The following is a 22,265-nucleotide window of genomic DNA, read 5'->3' as shown; positions in this document are numbered from 1 at the left end:
CGCCCGGCCCACCCGGCATGCCGGGCGTCGGCGGAAGGTCGGCTCGCGGAATCGTCGACATCGCTTAAAGGCCCCCGCGTGATTCGTGCGCGGCGCTGCGTTGACCCTGTGTGCGCGCCGCCTTGTCCGCGTCGGCAGAAGGCGCCGCGCGGCCACGTGCGGCGGCGCGAGCACGCAGCATGTCTTGCGTGATCCGCACATGCTGCATCGCGTAGTGTTGCGTGGTCAGATCGCGCGACAGCAAGCCGGCAGCAGCCGCCTGCGCCTGGCGCAACGCATCCACCGGCGCGGCGGCGAGCCGGTCGACCGCATCGCGCAACGCCTGCGGATTGAACGGCGGAATGTAGGACGCCTCGCCTGCCGGAAAATAATCCTGCAATGCGCCGACGTCGGTGACGACCATCGGCTTGCCCACCGCCGCCGCTTCCAGCATCACGGTAATGCCCGACGCGTGCGTGTTCGGCCGCAACGGCACGACGATCACATCGGCCCAGTCGTACAGTTCGTGCTGCTTTCTGATGCCCGAGAACAGCGCGATCTCGACGTTCGGCGCGCGCAGCGACGCGGGAATCCGGCGGCGTGTCGCAAGCTTCACCGTATAGCGCTCATCGTTGCGGAACGCCTTGGTGAGCGTCTCCCAGTCGCGGTCGCGATCATTGCCGATCGCGGCGATCCGGATTGGCGTATGCGGCGTCCATTCGGCCGGCAGCTTGACCGGAAAGTCGCGCGTGTTCAGACCGTACAGCAGCGGCTTGGCGTCGCGATCGAAATAGCGCTTGCACAAGGCGGCGTTTTCGCTCGCGAGCGTGGTCAGCTGATCGGCGCGAGTCATCAGCTTGCGATACAGCCATTTGCGCAGAATCCCGTATGAAGGCCACTTGTCGAGCAGCCACACGCTTTGCGCGAGCAGCAAGGGCGACGAGTCGGCGCCCGCCTTGCGGCCGCTCATCAGCAGCATCAACGCGGCGGACAGCCATTCCTGTTCGGTGTGCGTCCAGATCACGTCCGAGCGCAGCATTTCGTCGCGATTGCGCCACGTGTGGATGAAGTCGAAACCGAGCGCCGCTTTCAGCGCGCGGCGCACGAGCCGCATCGGTTTGCCTTCGCGCGCGTCCTTCGAATAGGTGAGCGCGAACGCGTCGGATTCCGCGTGGTGGTAGCCGTACAGGCAACCGATGTCGTCGCCCTGTCGATAGAAATGCGGATCGGCGCCGTAAAACAGATGAACGTGAACTTTCGTACTCATGCAGACACTCCGCTCTGCCGGTTGAAAGGGGCACCGGCGGCCATCAAAACGGGCCCTGCCGATGCCGTAGCGTGTGAGGCGCCGCGTGCTCGTGACGCTTCCTGCATTGCGCGCCTGCTCAGGCGGTACGCGACAGCGCGCGCCGCGCTTCATGCGCGCCGGTGCGCACCGCGCGCCAGCGCGACAGCCTCAGGCGCGCCTGCTTCGACACAAGCCCAAGCGCCGCATGCGTGAGTCCCGGATAGACGCGCGTGCCGACGAGCGTCCACCACCACCACGCGGTTTCGCGCCGCAACGGCGGCAACTGGTCGCGCAGAATCAGATGGAAGTTGAACGCGGCGTTGCGCAATGCAGCCATGGTTTGCGCGTCGCGGCGGTCGTCGTCGAAACGTTCGGCGGGGAAATGGTCGACGGCGACGCGCGGGTCGTACATCAGCTTCCAGCCGGCGTTTTTTACGGCGAGGCTGAACGCCATGTCGTTATGAACCTGGGCGCCCGCGCCGCGCAGCCGCGCGTCGAAACGGATCTTGCGCACCGCGTCGCGCCGGTAGCTCATATTGGCGCCCTTCAGGATGTCGACCTCCCGCGCACCGCCCACGCCGAGATGATGGTTGCCGATGATCTTGCCGTGCGCCGTGACCTTGCCCACCAGCGGCCGCTCGCCGTCGAGCACGCGGCCTTTTTCGTGCACCCAGTCCCGCCCGCCGAGCGCGCCGAGACGCGCATCGCTTTCGAACGCGGCCGCGATGCGTTGCACCCAGTCGGGATGCGGCGCGGCGTCGTCGTCGGTGATGGCGATTACGTCGCCGTTGGCGGCATCGAGTCCACGGTTGAGCGCCGCGACCTGGCCCGGCACGTCAACCAGTGCCACCGACAGCGGCAGCTTGCCCGGCACCGCCGGATCGCGCAGACACGTATGGGTCGCCTCGTCGTCGGCGCGCGCCACGACCACGACTTCGTCGGGCGCGCGCGACTGCCGTTGCAGCGCCGCGAGGCAGCGCGCGAGATCGGCCGGGCGGCGGTAAGTCGGAACCAGTACCGTCACTTTCATTGCGATGTCCTTATTGCGATGTCCGTTGTTATCGTCATTGCGCCGGAGCGGAACGCGTGTTGCGCCCGCGCCCGCTCAGGTGCTCAGATATTCCTGAACCGCCGCGTAGCTGCGGTCATAGCCGCCGCGCGCCCGCGCCGGCATGCCGTTGAAGATGCCGCCCTGCACGTGCACACCAGCCGCGCGCAGACGCTTCAACGCGTCGATGATCTCGCCTTCGCTATGCATGCCCGAACGCATCACGAAGAAGGTCGAGCCGGCATACGCGCCGATGATCGACGCATCGGTCACGGCGAGCACCGGCGGTGTGTCGATCAGGATCACGTCGTAGCGTTTCGCGAGACCGTCGAGGTACTGCGGCAGACGCGGCGACATCAGCAGCTCGGACGGATTCGGCGGACGGTGACCGCACGAAATGAAGCTGAGGTTTTCGGTGTCCGAACCGCGAATCGCCTCTTCCAGCGAGATCTGACCGCTCAGCAATTCCGACAGGCCGTTGTCCTGCGCGCCGCCCATGTAGCGTTCGAGCACGCCGCGGCGCATGTCGCCGTCGATCATCAGCACGCGCTTGCCCGAATGCGCGAGCAGCACCGCGAGGTTCGCCGTCAGGAAGCTCTTGCCGACGCCCGCCATCGGCCCCGTCAGCATGACGATGCGGTTCTTCGCATCCAGCATCGTGAACTGCATCGACGTGCGCAGGCTGCGCAAGCTCTCGACCGTGATGTCCTTCGGCCGCGCGTTCGCGAGCACCGAGCGCAGGCGTTCGCCGCCGCGCTGGAAACCGTTTTCGAGCAGCGCCTGTTCGGCGCTCAACGGCACGAGCCCGAACACCGGCATATGGAACGCGCGCTCGATGTGCTCCGGGTCGTCGATGCCCTTGAACATATTGCGGCGCAGGAACACGAAGCCCGTGCCCGCGATCAGCCCGAGGATCGTCGCCGCCGACAGGATCAGCGCCTTCTTCGGCTTGACCGGCGCGCCGGGGCGCAGCGCCGCGTCGACGATATGCACATTGCCGCCGGTGCCGGCCTTCTGCACCGACAGTTCCTGCACGCGATTGAGCAGCAGCACGTAGATGTCTTCCGCCACCTTCGCGTCGCGCTGCAACTGCACTGCCTTGACTTCGGTGGCCGGCAGATCGCGGAAGCGGTCCGCGTATTTCGTGCGTTGCGCCTGCAACTCAGCCATCTGTTCGCGCGCGGCCTTGAGCATCGGATGATCGTCGCCGTAACGCTCGGTGAGCTGCGCCATTTGCAGGCGCAAGCCGGCGATCTGCTGCTCGTACTGCACGCTGCCTTCGAGGTACACCTTGGCCTCGTCGCTCGCATTGATGGAGCCGGACTGGCGCTGATACGCGGTCAGCGCGGCTTCGGCGCGTTCGAGGTCGGACTTCAGGCGCGGCTCCTCGCTCTTCAGGAAGTCGAGCATCTTGCTCGCGTCGGCCTGCTTGTTCGAAATGTGCTGGCGCACATACGATTGCGCGAGCGCATTGGCGACGAGCGCCGCATGCTCAGGGTTCTTGTCTTCGAGCGAAATCTGGATCACGCCGGTCTGCTTGCCCTGCTCCTGCACGCTGATGGCCGACTGGAACGCGCTGATCGCGTCGAGATCGTTCGCGCGGATCACGGTGAATTCCTCGCCCGGACGCGCCACCAGTTTGTTGACCAGCATCGTCACGCCGCCGCCCTGCGCCTGCCGGCCCACTTCACCGCGCAACAGGAGCGCACCGTTTTCCGCATACAGTTCATAGCGTCCGCCGTCGAGCGTTTTCATTGTCAGCTTCTGGCCTTCCAGCGCCGGCAGCACCTCGATCGAATCGATCTCAGCCACTTCACCGCCCCATGCATACGACGACAAACCGAGCCACGCGCGCGACGGCTCGCCCGGCGTGGCCAGGCGCGCCGCGATGCTGCCGAGTAGCGGCAACGTTTTCGGCGTGACGCTGAAGTTCAGCTTCATCTGCTGGACGACGGGACCGACCACGCCGCGGCTTTTGATGATTTCGATTTCGGCGTCGGTCGGCAGCGAGTTCGAGCCGGTCGTGATCGCGGCGCCGGTCTGCGTCTGCGTGAGCGCCTGCGATGTGTTGTCGGATTGCTCGACGCGCACGTGAGCATCCGCCGAATAGATCGGCTTGGCGAGCACACAGTAGGCGCCGGCAATCGCGACGACCGCCGCGGCGATCGCGATCAGCCACCAGATGTCGTCGAGGATCACCTGCACCAGTTGCCCGAGGACGACGTCCTCTTCTTCAGTCCTGCCCGGACCGGCCATGTGTGGAGAGATTTGATTGCTCACAATTCGATCCCGTATTGGTTGCTTCAGCGGTTGCTTCAGCGGTTGCTTGAGCGGTTGCTTCGGCATTCACTTCTGCATCTGCTTCTTCGTTTGCTTCTGTGCTGGCTTTGGTCCCGCGCCGCCTCCATCCAGGATGGCGCGGCGCGGGCCTGTCGACGGCTCAGGCGGTCAGCGCGTCAGCTGCTTCAGGTAGAACAGCGTCTGCACGCTCGGCAACACCTGCTGCAACACGCGGTTGAACGTGGTCGACGCGGCGGTGCCCACATACACGACATCCATCGGCTGCAACTGGAACTGCGCGGACAGCATGATCGCGTCGGGCTGCGTCATGTCGAGGCGGTACACGTCCGGCGTCGTCGGATGCTCGCGCATGCCGCGCATCACGAAGATCTGGCGCGGATTGGCGTCCGTATCGAGAATGCCGCCGGCCTGCGTGAGCGCGTCGGCGATCGTTAGACGCCCCTTGAGCATCGGCAACTGGATCGGCGTCTTCACCTCGCCCATCACGAAGACACGGCTGTTGCTGCGATCCGGCACGTTGATCACGTCGCCGTTTTGCAGCATCACGTTCTGCGTGGTGTCGCCGGCATCCAGCATGCGGTTCGCGTCGAGCACGTACAGCTTGTTGTTGCGCGTGAGGCGTACACGCTGGATGTCGGCGTCGGTGGTCGTGCCGCCCGAGCGCGTAAGCGCGTCGACGAGGGTGAGCGGCACGTCGCTCACCGCGAGCGGGCCCGGCGTCTTGACTTCGCCGGTGACCTGCACTTTCTGGCCGCGGTATGACAGCACGCGCACGTCGACTTGCGGATTACGGATATAGCGCACGAGGCCGCTCGCGAGCTGATCGCGCAGCTCGCCAACGGTCTTGCCCGCAGCCTTGATGCGGCCGACGAACGGGAAATAGATCGTGCCGTCGGCGGCGACGGTCTGGCCGTATGGGTCGGCCTGGCCCGGCAGCGCCGCCGTGTACGGCTGCTGCAATGCGCCGGCGATGGTCTGCGTGCTGGTGCCGCCCGAGGACAGCGTGCTGCCCTGCGGCGTGGTCAATTCGGGGTGGTCCCACACGGTGATGCCGAGAATGTCCTGCGGCGAGAGCCGGTAAACGTATTGCGACGGATCGGCGAAGTGCGAGGTGGGCAGCGGGCGCGGTGGAGCGCTCGCTTCGGCCTGTGCCTGCGCGGCGACAACGCTCGCGTCAATCAGATGGACCGGATAGGTTTCGGCGGGCTGGCTCTGGTGCTGGCCGTCGTCTTTCAGACGCGACGTGTCGAGATAATTGCCCGGTGCGGTGGCGCACGCTGACAGAAAGGACGTCAGCAAAAGCGTGGCGGCGAACTTCGCTTTGAAGTTTGCCCGGAAGTTCGCTTTGGGGTTCGCGAACGAGTGTGCAGCGAGTGTTTTCATCAGCATATTTTTTTCAGCCATCCCATGACCAGATGTTCGATGAGCACGAGACTCTCCCTATAACCGGCTTCGGCGCCGCCGTGCGGGTCGGCTACGTCGGATACGTCCTCCCACTTGCCGAGCGGAAAGACCTTGCCGCGCGAAGCCGGATCGAGCGCTTCGACTTCGCTCACCTGCGCGCGCTCGCTGACCAGCACCAGATCGGCGGATCGTACGAGCTGGCGGTCAAGACGCCGCGAGTGGTGAGTGCCGGACTCGACGCCGCGCTCGGCGAGCAGGCGCCGCATCACCGGATCCATGCCATGCCCGTTCATCGCGCGGATGCCCGCCGAATGAAACGCGATGGACGCCGCCGACGCATGCGAGCGCGCGGCCTGGCGCGCCTTGAACAGCATTTCGGCGGCAGGCGAACGGCACACGTTGGCGTGGCAGACGATCAGAACATTGGCGAACATGGCGGGCTCCGGTGATGAGGCGCGGCTAATACGTACGAGCGAACCTGCAAGCCGGCCTACTGGCCGGCCTCTGCCGCGGCGAGTGCATTGGTTTGCGCATCGGTTCGCATGAGCAGCAGACCGTTCGCGCCGACCCTGGCGGGACCATCGCGCAGCGCATGCTGACGGCCGATCGCGTGATACTCGATGCCGAGTTCGAGCAGCGCGTCCGGCTCATACAGATTGCGGCCGTCGAAAACCAGCGGCGTCTTCAGAATCGTTTTCAGCGAACCGAAGTCGGGGCTCTTGAAGACCTTCCACTCGGTGAGGATCACCAGTGCGTCGGCGCCTTCCGCGGCATCCATCTCTTCCTTCACGAACTCGAGGCGCGCATGCTGCTGCGGCACGTCCTTCAGATCGAGCGCGAAAACGCGCCTGGATTCGTCGATCGCGACCGGGTCATACGCCTTCACGCGGGCGCCGCGGCGCAGCAGTTCGGCGATCAGCGGCCGGCTCGGCGCTTCGCGCATGTCGTCGGTATTCGGCTTGAACGCGAGGCCCCACACGGCGAACGTGCGATCCGACAGATCTTCGCCGAGGCGCGCGACGATCTTGTGCGCGAGCACTTTCTTCTGCGTGTCGTTGACGGCTTCCACCGCTTCGAGAATGCGCAGGTTCGCGTTGTGATCGGCGGCTGTGCGGATCAGCGCCTGGACGTCTTTCGGGAAGCACGAACCGCCGTAGCCGCAACCCGCGTACAGGAAGTCATAGCCGATGCGCGGATCGGAGCCGATGCCGCGGCGCACGGCCTCGATATCCGCGCCTACGCGATCGGCCAGATTCGCGAGCTCGTTCATGTACGAGATGCGCGTGGCGAGCATTGCATTGGCCGCGTACTTCGTGAATTCTGCCGAGCGCACGTCCATATAAAGCGTGCGTTCGCGATTACGATTGAACGGCGCGTAAAGGCGCTTCATCAGCTCGCGCGCTTTTTCGCCGGGCACGTCTTCGTCGCAACCCAACACGATGCGATCGGGCCGCGTGAAGTCCTCGACCGCCGCGCCTTCCTTCAGGAACTCGGGGTTCGACACGACCGAGAACATGTGATTCAGGTTGCGCGCGGCGAGTTCTTCCGCGATCACGTCGCTCACGCGCGAGGCCGTGCCGACCGGCACCGTCGACTTGTCGACGATCACCTTGAAGCCCGTCATATGGCGGCCGATGTTGCGCGCGGCCGCGAGCACGTATTGCAGATCCGCGGAGCCGTCTTCGTCCGATGGCGTGCCGACCGCGATGAACTGAATGTCGCCGTGCGCGACCGCGGCTTCGACATCGGTCGAAAACGTCAGGCGCCCGGCCTTGCGATTGCGCGCGATGATCTCCTGCAGACCCGGTTCATGGATCGGCACGCCGCCGTTGTTGAGCACGTCGATCTTGCGCTGATCGACGTCGAGACAGAAGACGTCGTGGCCGATGTCGGCCAGACATGCGCCCGTCACGAGGCCTACGTAGCCGCTACCGATGATCGTCAGGTTCATGTATTACCTCGCAGGAAATTTGAGTTCGTTCAATATGCGTTGCTGCCGACAAAGCCCTTCCACAACGTCAGCACGACGATCTTGATGTCGAGCCAGAAGGTCCAGTGCTGCATGTAGTACAGATCGAGCTTCACGCGCCCCATCATCTTTTCGATGCGGTCGGTTTCGCCGCGATAGCCGTTGATCTGCGCCCATCCGGTAATGCCCGGCTTGATCCGGTAGCGGTGCATGTAGCCCTTCACCAGATCCTTGTAGATGTCGTCGTGTTCGAGCGCATGCGGACGCGGGCCGACCACCGACATCTCGCCGCGCAGCACGTTGATGAATTGCGGCAACTCATCCAGGCTCGTGCGACGCAGGAACGCGCCCACCGCGGTGATGCGCGGATCGCGCCGCGTGGCCTGGGTGATCCTGCCGGCCGCTTCCTTGTGTATCTTCATCGAGCGGAATTTGTAGATCTCGAACTCGTTTCCGTCGATGCCCTTGCGCTTCTGGCGGAAGAACACCGGGCCCGGCGAACTGAGCTTGACCATCGCCGCGATTACGAGCATCAGCGGCGCGAGCGCGGTCAATGCGGCGAGCGCGAACAGCCGGTCGAAGATGCGCTTGGGCAGCACGCGCAAGTCGGTGATCGGCGACGCCGCCAGGTTGATTGCGGGCACGCCGAGCAGTTCGACCATGGGCTGATTGAAGAGCGTCAGGCTGCGCACGTCCGGAATGAAGCGGATGTTCACGAAGTCGTTGCGCAGGTCCATCACGAAGCGATGAATCGCCTTCTCCTTCGAGATGGGCAGCGCGAGCCACAGCTCGCGAATCGCGCGCTGACGCACGAGCTCGATCATGCGATGATAGTCGCGCTCCACAGGCACGCCTTCGATCGCGTCGGACGCGTCAGGGTCTTCGTAATGGTTGAGGGTGGCGTCCTCGTCGAACACCACGACCGGGCTAAAGCCCGCGTCCGGACGGCTGCGCATCTGCTGGATCAGAAAGCGCCCATACGGCGCCCCGCCGACGATCGCCACCGCGCGCTGATTGAAGCCTTCGCGGCGCAGCCCGCGCAGAATCGAATAGACGATCACCTTCGTGACGATCAGCAGCACGATGGTGGCAACCGCCCAGTAGACGAGCCACAGCCGCGACAGACTGTCCGCGCGGTGCAGGCTGAAGCTGATCAGCACGCCGGTGACCTCCACCATCGCCCAGCCGCCCGCGACGCGGCACAGCAGATCGTAGAGCGGCTTGCCGCGCCATGACTGATAGATGCCGAGCGCCGGGAAAAACACCACCACGAGCAGGACGTCGAAGGCCAGCGACACGCTTTGCATATCGTCCAGCCACACCACTTTTCCGCTGTGCACGGCCGCCGCAATCGCGGCGCCGAACGCGACCATCGCGATGTCGATGATTCTCGATAGAACGCTCAGCATGCGCTGCCCCTCAGTTCGTCAGTCAAGTGCCATCCCGTTGGTTAGTCGGCTGGTGGGTTGAAATTCCCGGCTCACATCGATCCGGCGGCAGCACGCGCAACGCCGGTATTCGCGTCGGCAAATAATTGCCCGACGCGAAACCGATTGAAACCTGCTAATTGCAATTCCGTTTCCCGCTTCGCTAAACCGGTGAATCGGTCGCAATGGAAAACGTGTCTCGGAATGAGTGAATGTCCTTCTACAGGTATAGATAAAGCGATATTAAAATTCGCGCCGCAAGGCCGCAAAAATCTCAAAATGTATCGGTCACATATTCAGGATTATTTCGTGATTTTGTTCGGCATTTTTTACCGTTTCGCACGTCAACTTGATGCTTTTCGCGGCTTTCTGGCCTTTAGTGGGCACCTTGTTGCCTCATTCATGCAATGCTTGACGGGCCGGTTCGGCTGTCATTCTGGTGCATGATCGGCGTAAAAAAATTGTCATTCGATTTTTTTCGCGTAATTTTTCTTTTTAGAAAATTAGCCGGACATTTTTTGTTCATGAAAACGGCGATCTTATTGCGCGCTTTATATAGTTTTCATTTAACGCGCTTTTATTGATTTCACGGTTCATGATAAAACTCGACGCATTCACCCAGCCCCCGAGGAGTCCATCATGACAGCTCCGGTTACGGCCACGTCCGCCGACACCCGGTCCACGCAAATGACATCCGCCCACACATCCGCTCACGTCAAGCTCAAGGTTCATCCCGTGATTCTGGCGGGCGGCTCCGGCACGAGGTTATGGCCGATGTCGCGCGAGCAGCACCCGAAGCAGCTCATCGGCCTGCTCGGCGACGATTCGCTGCTGCAATCCACCACGCGCCGTCTCGACGGACTCGAGACCGGCTATCCGCTGACCGGGCAACTCGTCGTGGTGGCCAACGAAGAACAGCGCTTCACGACCGCGGAACAATTGCGCACGAGCGGCAAACCCACTCGTCTGATTCTCGAACCGGTGGGCCGCGACACGGCGCCGGCGCTGACCGTCGCCGCGCTTTCAATTGCCGCGCAGGACGAGGACGGCATCATGGTCGTAATGCCCGCGGATCACGCGGTGACCGACATCGACGGATTTCATGCAGCGGTCAGCGCGGGCGTTCACCATGCGGCGGCGGGTCATATCGTTACGATGGGCATCGTGCCGACTCGCGCGGAAACGGGCTATGGCTATATTCGCATCGGCGAGGAAATCGGTACGCCTGGCAATCCTGATGAAATGCAGACGTTGGGTGCCGCAAGTGCCGCCGATGCCGTGGACGCAAACACGGCCTTCGCCGCACACAAGCTGGATCGCTTCGTCGAAAAGCCGCATCTCGAACTGGCGCAGCGCTATATCGAGTCGCGCGAATACTGGTGGAATAGCGGCATTTTCATCATGCGCGCGTCGACGTGGTTGAAGGCGATCCGCTATTTTCAGCCTGCAATTTTCGAAGCGTGCGAAGCGGCGTATGCGGGCGGCAAATCGGACGGCGACTTTTTCCGCTTGCAGCGCGATGCGTTCAGCGCGTCGCCGTCGAATTCGATCGACTACGCTGTGATGGAACAACTCGGCAACGACCAAAGCGCCGCATCGGGCGTGGTCGTGCCGTTGCAGGCGGGCTGGTCAGACGTGGGCTCGTGGGACGCGATCTGGGATATCTCCGAGAAAGACGCCGACCACAACGTGGCCCGCGGCCGCGTGATGTTCGAAGGCGCCTCCTCCACCTTCGCCCATTCCGAAGGACGCCTGATTGCCTGCGTGGGCACGCAGGATCTCGTCGTCGTGGAAACGGCCGACGCGATTCTTGTTGCGGACAAATCGCGGGTGCAGGACGTGAAAAAGATCGTGGGCCGCATTCGCAGCGACGGCGGCCTCGAAGCGGCCAACCATCGCAAGGTGCATCGCCCGTGGGGCAATTACGATTCCGTCGACACCGGCGAGCGCTTTCAGGTCAAGCGCATTGTCGTGAAGCCGGGCGCGCGGCTCTCGCTGCAAATGCATCATCACCGCGCCGAACATTGGATTGTCGTGCGCGGCACCGCACTCGTCACGCGAGGTGAAGAGCGCTTTATCGTCTCCGAAAACGAGTCGGCTTATATTCCGCTCGGCGTCACGCACCGTCTCGAGAACCCCGGCAAGATGCCGCTCGAAATGATCGAGGTGCAGTCCGGTTCGTATCTGGGCGAAGACGATATCGTGCGCTTCGACGACACTTACGGACGCCAGTAAGACACTGGGTCAGGCGCGCGAGGTCACTTGCAGGAACCGCGTTGAATCACAACGTTGAATCACAACGTTGCATCACAACGTTGAATCACAGCCAAGGGTGACAGCGAATGAAGCGGGAACCTGCGGCGGTTGCTCCCACAGCCGCGGGGTACTGCGCGCTCACCCCGCGTGGGAGATGAGTTCTGTGTACGACGGATAACGTTCTGCTGCATCGCGCTCGGTGACCACATTCGTCGCGCTTGCCGCGTTCACGGCATTGTTGGCGGCGGGTTCGCCTGGATAACGCCGCAGCGGTCCACGAAACGCATTCAAAGGACCATGCAACGGCGCACCGTGATGAGCGGCGACCGGCTCCGGCAAGTGACGGGTGCCGGGCAACGGACGAGCCGACGATCCCGAGTACGGCGCGTGAGCCACTGGTGCTTGCAGCGCATGCGTTGGCATCTGCATCGGCATCTGCGTTCCATGCGGTTGCGGTGCACGGGCTTGCGGTGCTGCTGCGACTGCCGCGAGCGTCACGCATTCGCGATCGATCCACTGCATCGCCCATTCGAACGCGTATTGCTCGGCTGCATTCGCGTCCGCAAAGCGCGGGCCGACGAGACCTGAACGCTCGACGCGCTTGCCGTCCTTCATGATCTCCGCCCATGCGCGATACATCGCGTTAGGCACGCGCTCGGCGGCGGCATAGATTACATAGCCGTGCCGGTCGGCAATCTGCCGGCCGCGTGGTGCGAGGCTCGTGGATAGCGGGCTGTGCTGCTCGTCGGGTGCGGGAATCTGACGCGCCGCGGCAATTGCCGAATTCAAACCCTGCATGGCGGCGCCGACCGCGCCCGCCTCAGCCATTGCGCGCAAGTCGGCACGCAGCGCGGGACGCGGTGCGTATGTGACAGATGGCGTTGGCAACGCCGGCGCGCGCGACACGGGTTGTGCTGCGGGTGGCGGCGCAGATGGCATCTGATTGTCGATACCGGACAACTGACGCGTCATATCCGCGATCGGATCGGCCGAGCGCCAGTTGCGCGCGTGGGACGCGTCGGAGCAATTGCCGGAGGTGCCGGGCGCCTGCCACGACTCTGGGCTCTTCCATGACACGCCACGCAGACTCTCGTCACGCATGCTGGATGATTCGGTTACCGGTGCCGCGGGTTTGGCCGCGGATTTGGCCGCAACCAGCGGCGCAGGTTGGGGGACGTACGCGAAGGTACGTCCGGTTCTGGACAGAAGCCGAACCATCTCGAGCAGCGTGCCGTTCAATTGCCATTCTTCGAAACGGCGCCGGCAAGTGGGACCCGACGGATAACGGCCTGGCAGCTTCGACCAGGGCTCTCCGGTAGTCAGAATCCACAACACGGCATTGGCTACAACACGTGGGTCGGCGCGAGGCCGCCCGCGTCGGTTCAGACGGACGGCCGGCTCATCGGAGACAAGCGCTGCTAGCAGCGCCCATTCGTCATTGCTTAGCTCATCGAAAAACATGGGATTTTCTCCACGCAGCCTGGCCGGGCTGCGGCTTTGGGCTGACCACGAATTCAACCTTCACGATCCGTGTGTAGCCCTCGGTTGCACAAATATGTCTTGTACGTTCTGTCGGCTGGTCCAATACCGCCCTGTGTTAGTGCGGTTTATCCCTATTGCGAAGCACAAAACGTGGTCTCACTCGTGCATGGGAGAATTGTGCACGAAGCATACCATCACCAGGGTTTGCGTGAATATCGTTGAGACAAGTGTTACGGATAGAAACAAACTTATCGCTTTCGCTCGATCGCTTCAGGTATTGCCGTAACGGAGATGCTTCCTGCTATAGCGGCCGACCCGCTATTGCGAGCAAATAAATTGGCAAAAGCGGTGAATAGGCGGCACGAATTCGACAGCATCACGGCGCAGTAATTCCACAGAATTTTTTCTGGTCTGCGCGCGTCGCCTGGTGGTTGACGCATCGAGTCAACGTGCCCAGGCTTGATGACATCGATGTGGCAACGAAGGCGCCCGCTGCGTTCTCGCGCGGCGGGCGAATCCATCCTCCGATAACGGCTTCGAAGCCGTTGTTGTGGTCTTTAGCGGATCGGATTGCTTGCGCCCTCACCCACCACGGTTGTCCATTCGCGCACGCGCCAACGTGCGACGAGGCCGGCTTGCACGTACGGATCGGCTTCGGCAAAGGCTTTCGCGGCTGCGGGTGAGTCGCCGCTGAAAAGCAGCACGGCCGTGTCGACCGGTTCGGTCAATGCGCCGGCGAGCATCAGTTCGCCCCGCTCGGCCGCGGCCCACGCGAGTTTCAGATGCGGCTCGCGAAGCGCGCCGCGCCGCTCGAGATAATCAGGCACGAGGTCATAGATCAACAGATAGTGCATGGCAAGCTCGTCAGGTTTGCGTGATAGGCAGCAGGGCGACAAATGGACCTCGCTCCGGCTGCATTTGGCCCAGGCAATTCCTTACAGAATTTCCTTGCGAATTACCATTCATGTGCTGTCGCAGCAAATAGCAATGCATCATGAAACGCCCCCTTTTTGCCGATGAGAATTAGCTAATTGCAGTCAAATCGCATCGTCAACTAATCCGGAATGCATAACATAATTCCCCAGTCGCGATTACGCCATTTTCAATTCCCGGATGCGGTGAACGCGGCTGTATCCGGGAAAACGAGCGCACGCCGTTGTCAACGCAAACGCGGTTTTGACCGTTGATGCAGACAGCATTTGCCATAATGGACTTGCCGAGGGCCGGATGCCGTCGACGCCCGCGTGCATGACGACCAAAAACGTTTCCACACCGATGGAGTGTCACATGAAAATCCAATCCGCAATCGCTACACTGGTACTCGGCGCCGTGCTCGTTTCGCCCGCGTTCGCGCAGAACACCCAGCAAACCAAGATGGCCGACTGTAACAAGCAGGCCGCCGACAAGAAGGGCGACGAGCGCAAGGCATTCATGAAAACCTGCCTGTCCGCGAAGCCGGCCGCCGCGCCGATGAGCCAGCAGGACAAGATGAAGGCATGCAACGTGCAAGCCACCGGCAAGAAAGGCGACGAGCGCAAGACGTTCATGAAGAGCTGTCTGTCATCGGCGCCGGCCAACTAGGCGTTCGGCATCGCGAAAGAGCGCGGCGTCTGTCGCGCGGCGCTCTTTCGCGCGACACTGTGTCTGCGTTTTCCATTTCCACGCTTCGCCTTCCCCTCGCAGTCCTGCCGCCCGAACGCGCCGTTTTTCTTCTATGATGGCTGCGGAGACGGCCCACCTCACACAACATTCATACGGGCCGCCATCTTGTCGTTGATGCCGCAAAGCATCGATCGGAGGCAAGGATGGTATCGAAGCATAAAAACCGCTGGTTGAGGCGGTGGCTGGTCGTCATCGTATTCTGGGCCGTGCCCGTAGCGATCGTTGCTGTCAGCGAGATTCGCGAGGAGATGGCCTACAACGCCGTCGACCTCGACCGTGCGCTGACTACCTGGAATTTCACCGACGCGCAGCGCGCCGCCGGCGCCCCCGCCCGCTGCCATGGCAAGCCAGAGGAAGCGCAAGCGGCCGGCTGCCCCGCCGACGTCCTCGCGGCCAACGCGCCACGTCAGCAGGACGCCCGCAACGAGTACAGCGTGCGCCGCTCTACCCTGATGGCTTATCTCTGGCATGCGTTCGTCGGCTACTGGATCGTGCCGGCGCTCACACTGCTTTTCATCGGCGTGCTGATCGGCGCGGTGCGCCGCGCGCTCAGGCGCCCGCCTACGATCAAGAGCCCGGCAAACCACGGGTGAGATGGCGCAGGGCGCCGTGGATCTGCGGCGCCGAGGCAACAGTTTCAATCGGACTGCAACCCGAATCAGCGGGCGCGAGAATCGGTAAAAATAGGCGCCGACACGTGTCGCGATTCGCGTGTTCGCTCGCGAATGCGAGCGGGATCCGGTTCGCCGCGAGGCCGCTCGAACGCGCTCCGGTGCGGTCTGCGAGCCGGACTTCCACAGCGGTCAAATTTACCACGTCACTCTTTTCGATCTGCCGCAAAGCCCCGTCACGTAAGGCTTTTCGCGTGACGTCCGAGGGCGCCTTTTGCTTTTCCGTGTGATATAACTTCAAAGGCAAGCGCGCGATTTCCCGCGGTTGCGCCCCGGAACCATACGGAGAAAAACGATGCAAAGACGACACTTCATGTTGAAGACTACCGCTGCGCTCGCTTTCGGAGGCCTTGCACTCGCCGGTTGTACGACCAGCACCGGTGGCCGCGACAACGCCGCCACCGATGCGTCCAAACGCCAGTCGATCGACGCTAGCGTCGACGGCACCATGTCCCGGCTGTACACGACCGTGAAGGGCTCGCGCGAACTGGTCTCCAAGGCGCGCGGCGTGCTGGTGTTCCCGTCGGTGCTGCAAGCGGGCTTCATTGTCGGCGGTCAGTACGGCGAAGGCTCGCTGCGCGTGGGCGGCAGCACGGTCGGCTACTACAGCACGATTTCCGGCTCGTTCGGTTTGCAGGCCGGCGCGCAGTCGAAGGCGATCATCTTCCTGTTCATGACGCAGGACGCGCTCGACAAATTCCGCAATGCCGATGGCTGGTCGGTGGGCGGCGACGCTTCCGTCGCGCTGGTAAAGATGGGTGCGAACGGCGCGATCGACAGCAACACGGCCACGGCGCCCGTCGAGGTGTTCGTGCTGACCAATGCCGGTCTGATGGGCGACTTGTCGCTCCAGGGCACCAAGGTTTCGCGCCTGAAGATTTAAGCTTGAGAGGTTGCTTCGGCGAGATGGCTAGCGGCCGCGCCTGACGGTTTGGCCGCTTACCGCGCCTGCGTCATCTGATTCGCCGCATGCCGGGTGCTGAGTGCTGGATGCCGGGTCATGGTGTCCCGCGAGGCCAGTGCCGGTCCTCGATACGCGAGCCCACGGCCGCGGAAATTCACGCTGCAAAACGCATGCGGCAAGGCGGGCGCCAAGGGCGCGGGCCTTGCCGAGCCGGCCGTGGTCAAGCGGCCGCGCCCCGCTCGCGGCGATCAACGGCCCGAGCTGTCCACCACCTTGAAGCGCGAACGCTTTTGCGCGCGGATCACGGACTGATACGCGTCAACATACTGCTGCGCCATGCGGTGCGACGTGAAGCGCTCCTCGAAGCGCTGGCGCACGCCCGCACGCGGCATCTTATGCAGGCGGTTGACCGCTGCCACGGCGCCGATCTCATCTTCGACGATAAAGCCCGTCAGGCCATCTTCCAGCACCTCAGGCACCGAGCCGCGGTTGAACGCGACGACCGGCGTGCCGCACGCCATTGCTTCGATCATGACGAGGCCGAACGGCTCCGGCCAGTCGATCGGAAACAGCAGCGCATGCGCGCCCGAGAGGAACTCGGCCTTCTGATGGTCCGCGATCTCGCCGATGAACTCGACGTGCGGCAAGTCCAGCAGCGGGCGAATATCGCGTTCGAAATACTCGCGATCCGCAGCGTCCACCTTGGCGGCGATGCGAATCGGCATGCCGCAGCGCCCGGCAATGCGGATCGCGGTATCGACGCGTTTTTCCGGCGAAATGCGCCCGAGAAACGCGAGGTACTTCTGCTCGACCGGCTGCGGCGTATAGAGCTGCTCGGGTAGCCCGTGATAGACCGTGGTCAACCAGCGCGCTTGCGGCAGCGGATGACGCTGTGCATTGGAAATCGAAATCACCGGCGCGGTATTGAACGTGTCGAACACCGGCTGTTGTTCGGGCAGATCGAGACGGCCGTGCATGGTCGTGACGAACGGCGTCTCCTGGCGCTTGAAGACCGAGAACGAGTAATAGTCGAGGTGAAAATGCAGGACATCGAAATTCTCGGCCTGGCGGCGCACCAGTTCCATCAGCAGCATATGGGGCGCGACACGATCGCGAATGCCCGGGTCGAGGCGCAGCGCGCGCGGCCAGACGGCCTCGAGCTTCGCGCTCGTGATGGAGTCGCCGCTCGCGAACAGCGTCACGTCATGGCCGAGTTCGACGAGCGCCTCGGTGATGTACGACACGACGCGCTCCGTGCCGCCATACAGCTTCGGCGGCACCGATTCGGTCAAGGGGGCGATCTGCGCAATCTTCATAGTTGTCTCCGTGAACTGACGGCTTGCGCCTTCGGACGCACCGTCAGTGGCGCTGAACGGACCAGCGCCGGTCTTCCGATCAATGCGCTATTGGCGCCGCACGCGCGCGCACCACAGGCATCGAAGCATTATTCCCTACCGGGGGACAAAAAGCGCCCCGTCTTGCATTTGTTCCGCGCTGTTACATTCAGCTTACATGGCGCGGCGCACCGCAATTCAGTACGCATTGCGCGGACCCGTTCAGCGCGACGGCCATTTCCACGCCGGTATATCGCGCTCATCCGCGTCGGCGATGCGCGTTGCGCCGAAGTGTTTCTCCAGCACGATGGATTCGCTCGCCTCCTCGCGTTCGAGCGCCGCGATCAAGCGCGCCGCGTGCGACACGACCAGCACCTGCGAATGCACGGCGGCCTGAATGATCAGCCGCGCGAGCGCCGGCAACAGGTCCGGATGCAAGCTCGTTTCCGGTTCGTTCAGCACCAGGAGCGCGGGCGGACGCGGTGTCAACAGCGCTGCCACCAGCAACAGATAGCGCAATGTGCCGTCGGATAATTCCGCACCCTTCAGCGGCCGCAGGAGGCCATGCTGCTGCATCTGCACTTCGAAGCGGCCGTCTTGCGTCGCGATGTCCAGACGCGAGCCGGGAAACGCATCGTCGATCGCGGCATCGATCGCTGACGGATCGCCGATCTCGCGGATGGTCTGCAAAGCCGCGGCCAGGTCCGCGCCGTCGTCGGACAGCACCGGCGTATGCGTGCCGATTTGCGGCATGCGCGCGGGCGCGTCGGCGTCGGTGCGGAAATGATCGTAGAAGCGCCAGGAGCGGATTTGCTCGCGCACCGTGATCATCTCCGGCGCGGAGCGCGGGTCGGCGAACTCCGTCATCATGCTGTCGAAGCTCGCGACGGGCTGCGGTACGGTTTGCCAGTCGCCATGCTCATCACGCGTGCGCAGCGCCGCGCCGTGCCGGTCCACCAGCAACGCCGACGGTCGCAACACCGGTCCGCTCCAGATGCACTCGCGTTTGATGACCGGATCGAGCACGAACCTGCTTGTTGTCGGCTGCGGCAGCCCAAGATCGATCGCATAGCTGAACTGTTCGCCCGCGAACCCAAGCCGCAGGCTCACCGGTTGTTTGCGGGCCGTGCCTTGAACCGCCAACTCGCCGGCCAGCATGCCCCGCGAAAAGCGTTCGGGACCCGCCCATAAGGTCGACGGCAAACCGCCTTCGCGCGCAAGCGACGTGATCACCCCGCCACGCGCCGTTTCCGCGAGCAGACGCAGCGAACGATAGACGCTCGATTTCCCGCTGCCGTTCGCCCCGGTGATGACGTTCAGCCGGCCGAGCGGCACGATCAATTCGCGCAACGACCGGTAACCCGCAATGGCGAGCGCGGTCAGCATGCGGCCATCCGCGGATCGATGTTGTGTCGTGGCGCGCGTGCTCCGGCTATAGCGCCGCCTGTGGCCCGCTCAGTGCGCCTGCGCACGCATGCGGCTTGTATCGCCGTCCAACCCGTCGTCCATCCCTTCGCCCACTCCATCACCTGTGCCCGCCGCCCTTGCCCGGTTTCTGCATCGGCATGCTGCGCAGGTCGCGCAGGAAGCTGTCGCGCCACACGCCGAGATCGTTCTTGCGCAGCGCCGCCATGTTGATCTCGTGACGCCGTTGACGCGCGTCGAGCGGCATTTGCAGCGCGCGCTGCAAGGCCTCGCACATGCCGATCGCATCGTGCGGATTCACGAGCAGCGCGCCCGAGAGCTCCGCCGCCGCGCCCGCGAAGATCGACAGCACGAGCACGCCCGGGTCATCGGGATTCTGTGCGGCGACATATTCCTTCGCGACGAGATTCATGCCGTCGTGCAAGGGCGTGACGAAGCCGATCTGCGATTCGCGGAACAGCGACATCAGTTTCCACCGGTCATATTGCTGGTTCAGATAGCGGATTGGCGTGTAGTCGAGGCCCGAATAGCGCCCGTTGATGCGCCCTGCTTCGTACTCCAGATCCTGACGGATTTTCTGATAGGTCACGACGTCCGAACGGGTCGGCGGCGCGATCTGCACGAGTGTGACGTTGCCGCGCCATTCGGGCGAGCGTTCCAGCAGATGTTCGAACGCGCGAAAACGCTCGACCAGTCCCTTCGAATAATCGAGCCGGTCCACGCTCATGATCAGTTTGCGGCCTTCCAGGCTCTGCTTCAGATCGAGCACATGCTGACGGCTCTCGTAGCGCTTCGCCTGTTCCGCGATCTCGTCAGGAAACACGCCGATGCGATAGACGCCCGTGCGCAGCTTGCGCCCGAACGCCTCCACATAACCTTCCGACGACACCGTGCCGCGCGCGTGACGCGTCACATAATCGTGGAACGCCTCCTGATCGGTCGCGGTCTGGAAGCCCAACAGGTCGTAGCACGACAGCGACTTCACCAGTTCTTCGTGCGGCGGGATGTTGAGCAGGATTTGCGGCGACGGAAACGGAATGTGCAGGAAGAAGCCTATCCGGTTCGTGATGCCTTCGCTGCGCAGCGCTTCGGCGAATGGAATCAGGTGGTAGTCGTGAATCCAGATAACGTCGTCGGGTTCCAGGAGCTTGATCAGCTTGTGCGCGAGCCACGCGTTGACGCGCCGGTAGCCCGCGTATTCCTCGCGCTCGTAGCGCGCGAGGTCGTTGCGATAGTGGAACACCGGCCACAGCGTCGCGTTCGAAAAGCCGCGGTAGTACTGGTCGTAATCCTTGCGCGTGAGACCCACGGTGGCGAACGTCACGGCGCCGTCCTGTTCAAGCGTCGGCCCGGCGTTGGCGACCGTCTCGCTCACCACGTCGCCGCTCCAGCCGAACCATACGCCCCCGGCATCCTTGAGCGCACCGAATACGCCGACAGCGAGGCCGCCCGCCGATCCTTTGGTTTCCGTCGGCGTCGCGACGCGATTCGACACGACGATCAGTCGGCCCATGTTGCAAGTCCTCCTTGTTTCGCGCGGCATCGGCAAGAGTGCAGCTGGCGCTCGTCACGCATGGAGCGCCTCGGCACTTTTCACCTGGAGCACGCCCTGCCGCGTCAGGTTGATGAGTAAGTGGACGGTTCGACCCCTTGACGGCCGATCGGTTGCATCGGCCGGCGGGCCCATTTGCGCTGAAAAGCGCGATGCAGGCGTGGTCCACGAGTTTTTCGGACGCGTTTTTACGCACTTCTCGTGCGGTCTTCAGCCGTTTCCGCCGCTATTGTTCAGCCGCTCCAGGCACCGCTCAGCGCTTTCCGCACGCTATCCTGCCAGCCTCTGCTGCGCGCTAGGCCGTTTCCTTCACCTTACGCGAATGCGTCCCGGGCGTAGGCACCGCAGCCTGGCCAGGGCGGCTCGCCACCGGATCGGCCTCAGTATGCGCCGCCGTGCTGCCTGCAGGCGTGCGCGTGCCGCGCGGCACCCAGTCGAGCGGCTCGCCCTTGCCGTTTTCGAGTTCCGCCGACACTTCGGCGCGCGCTCGCGGCAGATACTGCGGATAGTGCTTCTGGATGAAGTCGAGCAGCCCCTCGCGCACGCGGCAGCGCAAATCCCAGTTCAAACCCGAATCGAGCGAACTGACGAGCGCACGCAATTGCATCGAGCGCTCGGTGCCCTCGGTGACTTGCAGCACCTGCACGCGTCGATCCCACTCGGGAGCGGCTTCCACGATGCGTGCGAGTTCCTCGCGCAACGGCGCGAGCGGCATCCGGTAATCGACGTACAGAAACACCGTGCCGATGATCTGCGAACTGCTGCGCGTCCAGTTCGAAAACGGGTTTTCGATAAACCATTGCAGCGGCACGATCAGCCGCCGCTGGTCCCACAGGCGCACCGACACATACGTCCCGGTGATCTCCTCGATACGCCCCCATTCGCTCTCGATCACGACGACGTCGTCGAGCCGGATCGGCTGCGAGAGCGCAATCTGCAAGCCGGCAATCAGATTGCCGAGCACCGGCCGCGCGGCAATACCGGCGACCAGACCGGCCACACCGGCCGACGCCAGCAAGCTCGCGCCGATCTGCCTGACGTTCGGAAACGTCATCAATGCGCCGCCGACGCCGACAATCACGATCACCAGCATCACCGAGCGCGCGAGCACTCTGGCCTGCGTATGAATGCGGCGCGCGTGGAGATTGTCGGCGGTGTCGAGCGGATGGGCCTGAATGATCGCCTCGCCGATAGCCGCCGCCGAGCGCACCGACAGCCACGTCAACGCACCGATCAGCGCAATCGCCGCGGCGTCGCGCAATGGCCCGATGAAGGTGAGCACGTCGGGCGCCTCCCACCAGACGGCTTCCAGTGCGAGGATGACCAGCACGAACAGCGACGGCTTGTCGATATAGCGCAGCACGACGCTGGTGAGCGGATAAGGCCGCGCGATCCGCGTCACGATACGTGCGCCGATCCGGTGCACGCCGATGCCGATCAGCACAGCGATGACCGAGACCATCAACGCGCCGGGCCACGTATGCAGCGGCGCTTCGGCGATGCGGTCGAGATGATCGAGTTCATCGAGAAAAGGCATGAAGGACAATCTCCTTTTCGGTTGAG

Annotated in this window: 17 protein-coding genes; 4 read left to right on the top strand and 13 right to left on the bottom strand. The window is 63.4% G+C overall.

Annotated features, from left to right (window positions below; all coding sequences use genetic code 11):
- Positions 1-64 precede the first annotated feature (64 nt).
- From C0Z16_RS25715 to C0Z16_RS25685, 7 genes are all read right to left on the bottom strand, one after another.
- Entirely contained in the window at positions 65-1,246 is a 1,182-nt protein-coding gene (locus C0Z16_RS25715; protein WP_102634875.1) for a glycosyltransferase, read from the bottom strand.
- A gap of 118 nt (positions 1,247-1,364) precedes the next feature.
- On the bottom strand, positions 1,365-2,297 hold the full coding sequence (locus C0Z16_RS25710) for a glycosyltransferase family 2 protein (RefSeq protein WP_102634874.1): 933 nt from the start codon (positions 2,295-2,297) through the stop codon (positions 1,365-1,367).
- 75 nt (positions 2,298-2,372) lie between these two features.
- The gene (locus tag C0Z16_RS25705; protein ID WP_102634883.1) at positions 2,373-4,571 is read right to left on the bottom strand and encodes a polysaccharide biosynthesis tyrosine autokinase; all 2,199 of its coding nucleotides are present in this window, start codon (positions 4,569-4,571) and stop codon (positions 2,373-2,375) included.
- A 192-nt stretch (positions 4,572-4,763) separates the two neighbouring features.
- Positions 4,764-6,005: a polysaccharide biosynthesis/export family protein gene (locus tag C0Z16_RS25700; RefSeq protein ID WP_102634873.1), complete on the bottom strand. Its 1,242-nt coding sequence runs from the start codon at positions 6,003-6,005 to the stop codon at positions 4,764-4,766.
- A complete protein-coding gene (locus C0Z16_RS25695; RefSeq protein ID WP_102634872.1) occupies positions 5,999-6,454 on the bottom strand; it encodes an arsenate reductase/protein-tyrosine-phosphatase family protein in 456 nt (151 codons plus the stop codon). Before C0Z16_RS25695 ends, C0Z16_RS25700 begins: the two co-directional genes overlap by 7 nt.
- 56 nt (positions 6,455-6,510) lie before the next feature.
- Positions 6,511-7,971 (bottom strand): UDP-glucose dehydrogenase family protein, encoded by a 1,461-nt coding sequence (locus C0Z16_RS25690; protein WP_102634871.1) that lies wholly within the window; start codon positions 7,969-7,971, stop codon positions 6,511-6,513.
- A gap of 29 nt (positions 7,972-8,000) precedes the next feature.
- Positions 8,001-9,398, bottom strand: a complete 1,398-nt coding sequence (locus tag C0Z16_RS25685) for an undecaprenyl-phosphate glucose phosphotransferase (protein WP_102634870.1) — start codon at positions 9,396-9,398, stop codon at positions 8,001-8,003.
- Positions 9,399-10,055: 657 nt separating this feature from the next.
- Between C0Z16_RS25685 and C0Z16_RS25680 the strand changes: the two genes are divergently transcribed.
- Entirely contained in the window at positions 10,056-11,651 is a 1,596-nt protein-coding gene (locus C0Z16_RS25680) for a mannose-1-phosphate guanylyltransferase/mannose-6-phosphate isomerase (RefSeq protein WP_102634869.1), read from the top strand.
- A 159-nt stretch (positions 11,652-11,810) separates the two neighbouring features.
- Here C0Z16_RS25680 and C0Z16_RS25675 read toward each other — a convergent pair whose 3' ends face one another.
- Together C0Z16_RS25675 and C0Z16_RS25670 are read right to left on the bottom strand one after the other, a co-directional pair.
- The gene (locus C0Z16_RS25675) at positions 11,811-13,133 is read right to left on the bottom strand and encodes a transposase (RefSeq protein ID WP_102634868.1); all 1,323 of its coding nucleotides are present in this window, start codon (positions 13,131-13,133) and stop codon (positions 11,811-11,813) included.
- 578 nt (positions 13,134-13,711) lie between these two features.
- Entirely contained in the window at positions 13,712-14,008 is a 297-nt protein-coding gene (locus C0Z16_RS25670; protein ID WP_102634867.1) for a YciI-like protein, read from the bottom strand.
- 433 nt (positions 14,009-14,441) lie between these two features.
- Between C0Z16_RS25670 and C0Z16_RS25665 the strand changes: the two genes are divergently transcribed.
- The 3 genes from C0Z16_RS25665 to C0Z16_RS25650 all read left to right on the top strand — a co-directional run bounded on the left by C0Z16_RS25665 (position 14,442) and on the right by C0Z16_RS25650 (position 16,370).
- Entirely contained in the window at positions 14,442-14,735 is a 294-nt protein-coding gene (locus C0Z16_RS25665) for a PsiF family protein (RefSeq protein ID WP_102634866.1), read from the top strand.
- A gap of 224 nt (positions 14,736-14,959) precedes the next feature.
- Positions 14,960-15,409: a hypothetical protein gene (locus C0Z16_RS25660; protein ID WP_102634865.1), complete on the top strand. Its 450-nt coding sequence runs from the start codon at positions 14,960-14,962 to the stop codon at positions 15,407-15,409.
- 373 nt (positions 15,410-15,782) lie between these two features.
- Positions 15,783-16,370: a BPSL1445 family SYLF domain-containing lipoprotein gene (locus C0Z16_RS25650; RefSeq protein ID WP_102634863.1), complete on the top strand. Its 588-nt coding sequence runs from the start codon at positions 15,783-15,785 to the stop codon at positions 16,368-16,370.
- Between the two features lie 269 nt (positions 16,371-16,639).
- On the opposite strand, the gene C0Z16_RS25645 is transcribed toward C0Z16_RS25650, so the two are convergent.
- The 4 genes from C0Z16_RS25645 to C0Z16_RS25630 form a co-directional block, all read right to left on the bottom strand.
- Positions 16,640-17,707, bottom strand: coding sequence for a glycosyltransferase family 4 protein (locus C0Z16_RS25645; protein WP_102634862.1), 1,068 nt, complete (start codon positions 17,705-17,707; stop codon positions 16,640-16,642).
- Positions 17,708-17,947: 240 nt separating this feature from the next.
- Positions 17,948-19,111 carry an AAA family ATPase gene (locus C0Z16_RS25640; protein WP_102634861.1) on the bottom strand — a complete coding sequence of 388 codons (1,164 nt, stop codon included), beginning with the start codon at positions 19,109-19,111 and terminating at the stop codon, positions 17,948-17,950.
- A gap of 139 nt (positions 19,112-19,250) precedes the next feature.
- On the bottom strand, positions 19,251-20,663 hold the full coding sequence (gene otsA, locus C0Z16_RS25635) for an alpha,alpha-trehalose-phosphate synthase (UDP-forming) (protein ID WP_102634860.1): 1,413 nt from the start codon (positions 20,661-20,663) through the stop codon (positions 19,251-19,253).
- A 334-nt stretch (positions 20,664-20,997) separates the two neighbouring features.
- Positions 20,998-22,239: a mechanosensitive ion channel family protein gene (locus tag C0Z16_RS25630; RefSeq protein ID WP_102634882.1), complete on the bottom strand. Its 1,242-nt coding sequence runs from the start codon at positions 22,237-22,239 to the stop codon at positions 20,998-21,000.
- Positions 22,240-22,265 lie beyond the last annotated feature (26 nt).

It is taken from the genome of Paraburkholderia rhynchosiae (assembly GCF_002879865.1).
GTDB lineage: Bacteria > Pseudomonadota > Gammaproteobacteria > Burkholderiales > Burkholderiaceae > Paraburkholderia > Paraburkholderia rhynchosiae.
Note: the sequence above shows the minus strand (reverse complement) of the source record. Positions and strands in the feature narration are given on the sequence as shown.

Bases quoted from the DNA above. Each gene is read 5' to 3' on its own strand.
- C0Z16_RS25715 (WP_102634875.1), bottom strand. From the start codon at position 1,246: ATGAGTACGAAAGTTCACGTTCATCTGTTTTACGGCGCCGATCCGCAT.
- C0Z16_RS25710 (WP_102634874.1), bottom strand. From the start codon at position 2,297: ATGAAAGTGACGGTACTGGTTCCGACTTACCGCCGCCCGGCCGATCTC.
- C0Z16_RS25705 (WP_102634883.1), bottom strand. From the start codon at position 4,571: ATGGCCGGTCCGGGCAGGACTGAAGAAGAGGACGTCGTCCTCGGGCAA.
- C0Z16_RS25700 (WP_102634873.1), bottom strand. From the start codon at position 6,005: ATGCTGATGAAAACACTCGCTGCACACTCGTTCGCGAACCCCAAAGCG.
- C0Z16_RS25695 (WP_102634872.1), bottom strand. From the start codon at position 6,454: ATGTTCGCCAATGTTCTGATCGTCTGCCACGCCAACGTGTGCCGTTCG.
- C0Z16_RS25690 (WP_102634871.1), bottom strand. From the start codon at position 7,971: ATGAACCTGACGATCATCGGTAGCGGCTACGTAGGCCTCGTGACGGGC.
- C0Z16_RS25685 (WP_102634870.1), bottom strand. From the start codon at position 9,398: ATGCTGAGCGTTCTATCGAGAATCATCGACATCGCGATGGTCGCGTTC.
- C0Z16_RS25680 (WP_102634869.1), top strand. From the start codon at position 10,056: ATGACAGCTCCGGTTACGGCCACGTCCGCCGACACCCGGTCCACGCAA.
- C0Z16_RS25675 (WP_102634868.1), bottom strand. From the start codon at position 13,133: ATGTTTTTCGATGAGCTAAGCAATGACGAATGGGCGCTGCTAGCAGCG.
- C0Z16_RS25670 (WP_102634867.1), bottom strand. From the start codon at position 14,008: ATGCACTATCTGTTGATCTATGACCTCGTGCCTGATTATCTCGAGCGG.
- C0Z16_RS25665 (WP_102634866.1), top strand. From the start codon at position 14,442: ATGAAAATCCAATCCGCAATCGCTACACTGGTACTCGGCGCCGTGCTC.
- C0Z16_RS25660 (WP_102634865.1), top strand. From the start codon at position 14,960: ATGGTATCGAAGCATAAAAACCGCTGGTTGAGGCGGTGGCTGGTCGTC.
- C0Z16_RS25650 (WP_102634863.1), top strand. From the start codon at position 15,783: ATGCAAAGACGACACTTCATGTTGAAGACTACCGCTGCGCTCGCTTTC.
- C0Z16_RS25645 (WP_102634862.1), bottom strand. From the start codon at position 17,707: ATGAAGATTGCGCAGATCGCCCCCTTGACCGAATCGGTGCCGCCGAAG.
- C0Z16_RS25640 (WP_102634861.1), bottom strand. From the start codon at position 19,111: ATGCTGACCGCGCTCGCCATTGCGGGTTACCGGTCGTTGCGCGAATTG.
- otsA (WP_102634860.1), bottom strand. From the start codon at position 20,663: ATGGGCCGACTGATCGTCGTGTCGAATCGCGTCGCGACGCCGACGGAA.
- C0Z16_RS25630 (WP_102634882.1), bottom strand. From the start codon at position 22,239: ATGCCTTTTCTCGATGAACTCGATCATCTCGACCGCATCGCCGAAGCG.